This window comes from Kitasatospora sp. NPDC093558, assembly GCF_040683475.1.
Taxonomy (GTDB): Bacteria; Actinomycetota; Actinomycetes; order Streptomycetales; family Streptomycetaceae; genus Kitasatospora.
Genome location: NZ_JBFBDY010000927.1, coordinates 1 through 2,072 on the forward strand (window position 1 = coordinate 1; position 2,072 = coordinate 2,072).

A 2,072-nucleotide genomic window follows, 5' to 3' on the forward strand; every position below is an offset into this window, starting at 1 on the left:
GTCCCGCGCGGCCGGGATCCGGAACTGCTCGGCACCGCGACCGCCGAGCGCCGCGCCGCCGTGCGCGACGCGCTGGCCCTGCCCGGGGACGTGCCCGTCGTGTTCGCCGCCGCCGGCCAGCACCACCGCAAGGGCCTGGACGTGCTGCTCGACGCCTGGCCGGCGATCCGGCGCGCCGAACCGGCGGCCGTCCTGCTGCTCGCGGGCGCCGAGGGCCCGGAGACGGCCCGGCTGCGCGCACTCGCCGACGCCGCCGGGAACGTCCGCCTCCTCGGGCCGCGCGAGGACGTCGCCGACCTGATGGCCGCCGCCGACGCAGTCGCCGTGCCCGCGCGGCGGGACGGCCAGGGCGGTGCGGCGATCGAGGCGATGGGCGTCGGGGTGCCGCTGGTCTGCGCGGACCTGCCCGGCCTGCGCGAGACGGTCGGCTCCGAGGACTACGCCCGGCTCGTCCCGCCGGAGCGGCCCGCCGACCTCGCGGCGGCGATCGCCGACACGCTCGCGGACCGGACGGCGGCCCGCGCGCGGGCGAAGGCGGCCCGGGCACGCTTCCTCACCTCGTTCACGCTGCATCAAGTGTCCGCCCAAATGGTCGAGTTCTACGAGCGGTCGCTGCGCGTGCGGCCGGCCTGAGGCCCGAGGGGAAGCGGGCGATCAGCCCCGAAGGGCGCCGGCCCGGCCGGATCGGCCCGTACGCGGAGCGCCCGCGCGTCACCTGCGTATGGTCCGCTCCCGCTCGGGGCCCGTTACGCGAATCGGGTGAACGCGGTTGGACCTCAGCCCTGACCGGTCGGCAGGATGTCCGGCCGGGGCGCCTCCGTGTACCCCATCTCCCCCTCCCCCGTACGGATTTGGAGTACCCGGTGTTCAAGGGATTCCGCAGCTTCCTGCTGCGCGGAAACGTGGTGGACCTCGCGGTCGGCATCGTGATCGGCGCGGCCTTCACCGCCGTCGTCACCGGGTTCGTCACCGCCTTCCTCACTCCGCTCATCGGGGTCGCGACCGGCGCCGTCGGCGACTTCACCCAGAAGACCTTCGACGTCGCGGGCACCCGCTTCCCGTACGGCGTCTTCGTCAATGCGCTCATCGGCTTCGTCCTGATCGCCGCCGTCATCTACTTCGCCGTGGTGGTGCCGGTCGGCAAGCTGCAGGAACGGTTCGAGTCGGACAAGCCGGCGCCGGCCGCCAAGGTCGACTGCCCGGAGTGCCTGAGCGCGATCCCGGCCGCGGCGCGGCGCTGCTCGTTCTGCACCTCCGAGGTGACCGGCCACCCCGGCCTCCCGGCGCAGACCCAGGCGCTGCAGTCGCACTGACGCAGGTCGCCCCGGCGGCGCCGACGCGGCCCGCCCACCGGCCCCGACCTCGCACAAGTCGGGCCGCACGGGCGGCCGGTCGGCCCGTGTGAGGGCTGACGGGGACTTTATCCCCGAAACATTCACGAGCCCCCGTCGTCCCGTCGGCGGGGGCTCGAACGCGCCCGCGCACGCCCCATCCGTAAAAGTTTCTCCGCCAGGTCCCCAAGCTGCCGCCGGCCAGTCACCCCAAGGCCGTGCACGCCATGCGTCCGGGTGCTGTTCGACCGTCGACGGGGCGTCGAGGTTGTCCGGAACTGAACGCCAGTATGTCCGTTCTTCCTACTTTCGAAACCTTTGTGCGAGCGAAGACTGTGTAAACACTCGAACTGCTCCCCCTCCCGCTCTCCTCAGCAGGCGCATTGTGGGCTTACCGTATGCCCCATGACCTCGCCCCGCTCCTACGACGGAGTCGGCTACCCCTCTCCGTCTTTCTCCTCCGGCACGCCGATTTACGACAGCCTTGTCGCCGAACGCGGTGTCCCGCAGATCGCCCCCATCAATGTGCCGGCCGCCCTGCCGCCGGCCCTGTCGTCCGGGTACGGATCAAGCCTCGCTCCGTCCTACGACAACCGGTACGGCGCCGGCTACGAGAGCGCCGCCGCCAACCTCCCCGCCCTCCCGCCGGCCCGCCCGGAACGCCCCAGATCGGAAGCGCGTCGGGGAGGGGAAGAGTGGGTGCACACGGGGGTAGATCACCGGGGTCGCCGGGGCAGTACA

Annotated in this window: 3 protein-coding genes; all 3 read left to right on the forward strand. The window is 72.9% G+C overall.

Annotation, left to right across the window (positions count from 1 at the left end):
- Positions 1-633 (forward strand): glycosyltransferase family 4 protein (locus AB0O00_RS37025; RefSeq protein WP_363659090.1); only part of this gene is annotated, 633 nt, incomplete at its 5' end.
- Positions 634-863: 230 nt separating this feature from the next.
- Entirely contained in the window at positions 864-1,313 is a 450-nt protein-coding gene (gene mscL / locus AB0O00_RS37030; protein WP_363659091.1) for a large conductance mechanosensitive channel protein MscL, read from the forward strand.
- Between the two features lie 423 nt (positions 1,314-1,736).
- Positions 1,737-2,072 (forward strand): DUF6643 family protein (locus AB0O00_RS37035; RefSeq protein ID WP_363659092.1); only part of this gene is annotated, 336 nt, incomplete at its 3' end.